The 5585-nt window shown below is 64.2% G+C and carries 8 protein-coding genes; all 8 read right to left on the reverse strand.

Annotation, left to right across the window (positions count from 1 at the left end; all coding sequences use genetic code 11):
- Positions 1-233 precede the first annotated feature (233 nt).
- The gene (locus tag ACV4UX_RS16900) at positions 234-653 is read right to left on the reverse strand and encodes a hypothetical protein (protein WP_491594452.1); all 420 of its coding nucleotides are present in this window, start codon (positions 651-653) and stop codon (positions 234-236) included.
- Positions 654-655: 2 nt separating this feature from the next.
- Positions 656-988: a hypothetical protein gene (locus tag ACV4UX_RS16905; RefSeq protein WP_491594453.1), complete on the reverse strand. Its 333-nt coding sequence runs from the start codon at positions 986-988 to the stop codon at positions 656-658.
- Positions 985-1737: a flagellar basal body-associated FliL family protein gene (locus ACV4UX_RS16910; RefSeq protein WP_491594454.1), complete on the reverse strand. Its 753-nt coding sequence runs from the start codon at positions 1735-1737 to the stop codon at positions 985-987. The genes ACV4UX_RS16905 and ACV4UX_RS16910 overlap by 4 nt, the downstream gene beginning before the upstream one ends.
- 51 nt (positions 1738-1788) lie before the next feature.
- Entirely contained in the window at positions 1789-2172 is a 384-nt protein-coding gene (locus ACV4UX_RS16915) for a chemotaxis response regulator CheY (protein ID WP_173080722.1), read from the reverse strand.
- A 34-nt stretch (positions 2173-2206) separates the two neighbouring features.
- The gene (locus tag ACV4UX_RS16920; protein ID WP_491594455.1) at positions 2207-3001 is read right to left on the reverse strand and encodes a FliA/WhiG family RNA polymerase sigma factor; all 795 of its coding nucleotides are present in this window, start codon (positions 2999-3001) and stop codon (positions 2207-2209) included.
- Positions 2943-3779 (reverse strand): MinD/ParA family protein, encoded by an 837-nt coding sequence (locus ACV4UX_RS16925; RefSeq protein WP_491594456.1) that lies wholly within the window; start codon positions 3777-3779, stop codon positions 2943-2945. The genes ACV4UX_RS16920 and ACV4UX_RS16925 overlap by 59 nt, the downstream gene beginning before the upstream one ends.
- A complete protein-coding gene (locus ACV4UX_RS16930; RefSeq protein ID WP_491594457.1) occupies positions 3776-4870 on the reverse strand; it encodes a flagellar biosynthesis protein FlhF in 1095 nt (364 codons plus the stop codon). Before ACV4UX_RS16930 ends, ACV4UX_RS16925 begins: the two co-directional genes overlap by 4 nt.
- Positions 4860-5585: FHIPEP family type III secretion protein (locus ACV4UX_RS16935; RefSeq protein ID WP_491594458.1), on the reverse strand; the 726-nt coding region annotated here is incomplete at its 5' end. The genes ACV4UX_RS16930 and ACV4UX_RS16935, both read right to left, overlap by 11 nt.

The raw sequence follows: 5585 nt of genomic DNA on the forward strand, positions 1-5585 counted from the left end.
AGAATTTCTGAAGACACATTCCATGTTCGTCGCCGCGGGCGGACGATGGCAGTCCGCCGGGAAAAGTGCCGCCTTGAGCGCGTTCCCGGCGGGTGTCTGCCGCTGTGCTTGTCCCGCACACCGGAACGGGACACGACATCCCGGCCGATGAAGCAACGAAGCCATTGTCGGGGCCGGGGAGGCTCCTCCCCCGAACGTCGCGTGGTTGCGTGGTGTGGGGCGGGTCGTGCTGGTCAGCGCCGGTTCTGCGAGGCGATGAGTTCCACTTCGTCTTGGGAGAGGCCGGTGAGTTTGGCGAGTTCTCTGGCGGTCTGGCCTTTTTTCAGGCCGGTCAGCACGGTCTGGCGCAGGAATTCAGGGGAGCGGCTGACTTCTTCGGCCATGCGAAGGAGTTTGGAGAGTTCGCGTTCGCGCATGGCGAGTTTGTCTTCCAGGCGAACGAGTTCGCGTTGGCGCTGTTCGAAGGAATCCAGGAGTTCCTGCTCGAGCAGGGCGCTTTTCTGGAGCTTGCCCATGAGTTCGGCCTGATTGGCCTGAAGGGCCTGGAGCATGTCTTCGGAGCGGCGCAGCCGGGAGAAGAAGCCCACGATGAGGATGAGCAGCACCAGTTCGCTACCGGTGAGCGCCAAGAGAAACCATTCCTGGAGAGGCAAGGCTAGACCTTCCTGTTGATGAGATGGCCGAGCCAGGGGGAGGAGGAGGCGGGCTGCGCCTCGGAATCCGGCTCGGGGTGTTGTTGGGGCGCGGCCCTGCGGCCCGAGGCGTGGCGTCTGGGGTCCTGGCGTCCCTCCTTGTCTTCGCGCACGGCTTCGCTGCCATCCTGCTTTTCCACCTTCTGGACCTGCTCGTGCTGATCCTTGAGCACCTGCTGGGCCATCTGGGCGGCAAAGACCTGCTGCGCCTCGGGGTGGGCCAGTTGGGCTCCGGCCATGCCCTGGAGATTGGGCAGTTGGGCCACGGTGGTGACGATGTTGATGTCGCTCATCATTTCACCAGCAGTTCCTCGAAAAGGATCTGATCGATCTGTCCGGTGTTGAGGTAGTTGTTCACCACCCCACGGAGTTCGTCGCGGAGTTGCTCGACGGAATCCTTATCGGTCAGCAGGGCGAAAGATTTATTCTTGAGGTTGTAGTAGAGGCCGTCTCGCAGGGAGAAGGTTTTGGCCTGGATCTCCTGTGCGAGGCGCGGGTCTTCCTTGTAGACCAGCTTGAGCTTCAGTGAAAGAATCTTGGTGGCGCCCTTCTCGTCGGTTTTTTCGACCAGGAAGGGGGCCAGGGGCACGAAGATGTCCGCCGGCGGGGGCGGCGGCGGAGGTTCCACCGGCTTGGGGGGCTCCACGACGGGGGGCGGCGGAGGCGGAGGCGGCGGCGGTTCGTCGGAGCGCAGGAAGAACCACCATCCGCAGAAGCCGATGAGGAACAGGAGGAGGGCCGCTGCTCCCAGGATCACCTTTTTGTTTTTCCACAGGGGCAGTTTGACGGCGACTTCATCGCCGAGCGGTTGCGGCGCGGGGGCTTTGGGGAGTTCTTCGGGCGGCGGCGGAAGCTCCTCTTCCTCTTCGAGGAAGGGGGCGTCGTCCAGGTCCAGCTCCACCTTTTGGAGGGCGCGTGGTGAGCCGGAGGCGGAGAGCTCCGCGTCGTCGAGCTTGGCCTTGGTCTGTTCCGGGTCTTCGGCGGCGAAGGCCTGCGCCCGGGGACCGGTCGCACCTGGATCGTCTGGCGGAGGGGCGGGGACCATGGCCTGGTGGACCGGTGAAGGTGAACGGGGCGGGGCTGGCCCCGCCCGCGTTTATTTTTCGAAGATCTTTTCGATCTTCTGGCTGAGCGTCTCGGCCGTGAACGGCTTGACGATGTAGTTGGACACCTTGGCCTGGACGGCCTCGATGATGTTCTCCTGCTGGGCCTCGGCCGTGACCATCAGGAAGGGCATGGCGGCGAATTCCTCGCTGGAGCGCACTTTGCGGAGCAGCTCGATGCCGGGCATCTTGGGCATGTTCCAATCGGAGATGACGAAGTCGATCCTGTCCTTGTTGAGGGTCTCCCAGGCCGTGGTGCCGTCGTCGGCTTCGATGATGTTGGTGAAGCCGAGCTGCCGCAGAATGTTCTTGATGATGCGGCGCATGGTGGAAAAATCGTCCACGACGAGCACGCGCATGTCCTTGTTCACGGCCATGATGGTCTCCTTTACGCTTTGCCGATGCTTGCGTCTAAGCGTCTACGATGCCGTACTGGGCGTGGAATTTCCCGCGCAGTTTGGCAAGGGCCTGGGAGTGCAGCTGGGAAACCCGGCCCTCGGTGATGCCCATGACCTCGCTGGTTTCGCGCATGTTGAGTTCTTCCACGTAGTACAGCGAGAGCACGAGCTGCTCCCTTGGCGTCAGTTCATCAATAAGCAGCGCGAGTTTGTCAACGATTTCTTTGAGCGCTGCGGATTTGTAGGGTTCGTTGTCGATTTGCTGCTGCTTGAAGGAGGTAAGGTTTTCGGAGATGGCGTCCAGGCTCAGGCAGAGTTGGCTCTGCATGGCCTCCATGGCCTGGTTGACCTCCTTGACGGTGAGCCCGGTGGCCTGGGCCAGCGATTCGGCGCTGGGGGTCTTGTCGGAGGCGGCCTCCATGCGGCGCATGGCGTCGTCGATGATGCGCACGCGGTGGCGTTGGCCCCGGCTGAACCAGTCGAGCTTGCGCAGTTCGTCGAGCATGGCGCCCTTGATGCGCGATTCTGCGAAGGTCTCGAACTTGATGCCCAGCTCCGGCTTGTAGCGGCCCAGGGCCTCCATGAGCCCGAGGGCTCCGGCGCTGAGCAGTTCGCCCAGTTCCACGCTGGGGGGCAGTTTGACCTTGAGGCGCAGGGCGAGCAGTTTGATCTTGGGCGAATAGTGCCGCACGATCTCCTGGCGTTCGGGCTGGCCGAAGTCCTGCCAGAGCTTGGCCCCGGCCTCGAAACTAAGCCACGGACTGCTCTTGGAAGAGGAGTTTTTTCCAGAAGAACTTGATGTTTCCATCGAGGTGCGCGTCCGAGTCCCATCCGGTGATTTTTCGCGCGACATCCGCCACCTTCAGGCTGGCGGGGGCTTCCGGGGCCATGTGACAGAACGGAACCTGACGGATCACGGCCTGCCTCACGGCTGCATCATGCGGGATATAATCCACAAAATCCAGCGAAATCCCATCGAGAAAGTGATCGCACGCAGCGTAGAGCTTGCTGAACACCTGCTTCGCCGCCTTTTCCGAGGGGGCCATGTTCACCACAACCCGGAACCGGTTCACAGCGTGGTTGAGGTGCATCACCTTCACCAGCGCATAGGCGTCGGTAAGCGAAGTGGGTTCCGTGGTCAAGACCAGCAGGCGTTCCCGGGCGGCCATGTTGAAATAGAGCACATTGTCGCCGATGCCCGCGCCGGTGTCCACGATGAGGTAGTCGATGCGGTCCTCGAGGTAGTCCATGGCTTCGAGCAGGTCGAGCTTCTGGCCCGTGGAGAGCGAGAGCATGTCAGCCACGCCCGAAGAGGCGGGCAGGATGTGGAAGCCGAAGGGCGTCTTGAAAAGCACCTGCTTGAGGCTCATGCCTTTGTGGAACAGGTGGAAGATGTTCAGCTCCGGGGCCAGGCCCAGGAGCACGTCGACGTTGGCCAGGCCAAGGTCGGCGTCCAGGAGCACCACGCGCCGACCCATCCGTGAAAGGGAGAGGGCCAGGTTCACGGAGATGTTGGTCTTGCCCACCCCTCCCTTGCCGGAAGTGACGGTGAACACCAGGGGAAGTCTGTTGGGGGCGTCGTTCATGCGGCCTGCTCCTGCGAGCCGGACGGGGTTTGCGCGGTGGGCATCTGGTGGGAGAACACCAGCCGCCAGAGGGCCTGGGAGTCGGCAGGGGACATGGACCCCGCCGCTCCGGGGCCGTAGGAGAGCGCCGAGGCGGGCAGTCCGGTCATGTGGCCCACGTTGATCAGCGCCCCGAAGCTATCCGCTTCGTCCAGTTTCGTCCAGACGATGCTTTTCACCAGGCCGGAGGCGTGGCGCTTCCAGAGGGATTCGTAGTGGCCCTGGGCCATGTAGGGCGGCAGCACCAGGTGCACGGCCACGTCGTCGCGCCCCGCCAGGGAGCGTTCGCCCAGCCACTGGGCCAGGGTGCGTCCCTGGGGGAGGGAGGGCAGGTCCACGAAGATGGTGTCAAAGTTTCGGCAGGCGAGAAGCACCTTGTTGAAGTCCTCGGGTTCGGTGGCGTCGGCGAAGTTGATGCCCGAAAGCTCGGCGTAGCGCTTGAGGATGGCCTTCCCGCCGGCGCCCCGGCCGTCGCAGTTGAGGATGCCGATGCGTTTTTCGGGATGGAGCCGCCGGGCCTCCAGGGCCATGCGGGCCAGCACGGTGGTCTTGCCCGCGCCGGAAGGACCTGCCGCCAGCTGGAAGCGCTCGTGGAACTGGCCGTAGGGCTTCACGCGGGCCAGCCTGCCCAGCTCCGCCAGGATGGAGACGCCGGGCGAGGCCTTGAGCTTGCGCAGCAGCCCCACCAGATGCGCCTCGTCCACGCCCTCGCGCTCCAGGTATTCCATGGCCATGCGCTGGCGGGGGGCCAGGCCTTCGTGGCTCATGTGGGGCTTGAGCAGTGCGGAGAGGTGGTCTTTCATCTCGCGCCATTCGCGCTCCCAGCCCGCGCCGCGCGGAGCGGAACCGGCGCCAGGAAGATCGTCGGAATCCTGACCGGGGAAGCCGCCCGCTTCCTGCTCGGGCTCCACGGCGGCCATGATCTCGCAGATCTGCCTGCCGTCCTCCCGTCTGGTCTGGTTGGAGAGGATGACGGCTTCCGGCCCCAGTTCCTTCTTGATCTGGGCCATCACCTGGGCGGCGCTCGCGCCTCGGAAGGTCTTAACCCGCATGGCTGAGTCCTATGGTTGCCAACGATTGCAGCTTGATTTCCGCCGGGATCTCGGCCTGGGAGATCACCGGCAGCGCCGGCAGAAACCTATTCAAGAGCTGGGCCAAGTGGGGCCTGGTCATGGGCGCGACCAGCAGGACGGGCTGGCCTTCGGCCACGATGGCGCGTTCCATGTTCTGGTTGATGCTGGCGATGAGCTGCTGGGCGGAGCCCGGGTCCATGGCCAGGTAGGAGCCGTGGTCGGTGTGGCGGATGGATTCCTGCACCATGCCCTCGGCGGTGGGGGCCAGGGTGAAGATGGGCAGCGTGCCGCCGGTGGAGAGGAAGGGCTTCACGATGCTGCGGCCCATCTTGGCGCGCACGTATTCGGTGAGCTGGTCGGGGTCCTTGCTGGCGTGCCCGTAGTCGGCCAGGGTCTCCACGATGGTGAGCATGTCGCGCACGGAGACGCCCTCGCGCACCAGGTTCTGGATCACCTTCTGCACCTGGCCCAGGGAGAGCACGCCGGGCACCAGCTCCTCCACGGCCTTGGGGGCGCGCTTGTGCAGGTTGTCCAGCAGGGCCTGCACTTCCTGGCGGCCCAGGAACTCGTGGAGGTTGCGCCGGAAGACCTCGGTGAGGTGTGTGGAGATCACGGTGGCGGGGTCCACCACGGTGTAGCCGGCGAGCATGGCCTCTTCCTTGGACGCCTCGGGGATCCAGAGGGCGGGCAGGTT

This window comes from Fundidesulfovibrio sp., from assembly GCF_058402725.1.